The organism is Paenibacillus sp. 2TAF8, assembly GCF_052114825.1.
Lineage (GTDB): Bacteria > Bacillota > Bacilli > Paenibacillales > Paenibacillaceae > Paenibacillus.
Genome location: NZ_JBFRFN010000056.1, coordinates 1 through 642 on the forward strand (window position 1 = coordinate 1; position 642 = coordinate 642).

At 48.2% G+C, this 642-nt stretch carries 2 rRNA genes; both read right to left on the reverse strand.

The window, feature by feature from the left end:
* A 23S ribosomal RNA gene (locus tag AB4Z30_RS29905) occupies window positions 1–147 on the reverse strand; the annotation flags it as partial.
* A gap of 366 nt (window positions 148–513) precedes the next feature.
* Window positions 514–642, reverse strand: a 16S ribosomal RNA gene (locus AB4Z30_RS29910); the annotation flags it as partial.

The following is a 642-nucleotide window of genomic DNA, read 5'->3' on the forward strand; positions in this document are numbered from 1 at the left end:
TGGATATTACCCCAGCTGGGTTTCCCCATTCGGACATCCCCGGATCAAAGCTTGCTTACAGCTCCCCGAGGCAGTTTCGTTGTTCGCCACGTCCTTCATCGGCTCCTAGCGCCTAGGCATCCTCCGTGTGCTCTTAGTAGCTTAACCAGGTCGCTCGTGTTCGAGCTGTCACTTCCCTTGGTTTGCTTGCGCAAATCCAAAAGTCGTTCCATTTCGATCACTCGCTCCAGCAATCTACCGTTTTTATTGAAACTTGTTATACACAAGTTCAGCTAAAAAGGAATGTTCTAATTCGCGTTTGTTTCGTTTCGATATCTAGTTTTCAAAGAACAAATCGTTTGGTTCGGGCCGTTCACAAGATGTGTCGGTCGAATAAACGAGTTGGTTTGAGAGTTTGAGCTCTCAAAACTGAGCAACGAGTGAGTTGAAAGCTTTACGAAGTAAAGCTCGCTTCGGAAGCATACTTCCTGAAGACTTTTTGAATGTTTCCACKCGGGAAACGATTCTCCATAGAAAGGAGGTGATCCAGCCGCACCTTCCGATACGGCTACCTTGTTACGACTTCACCCCAATCATCTATCCCACCTTCGGCGGCTGGCTCCTTGCGGTTACCCCACCGACTTCGGGTGTTATAAACTCTCG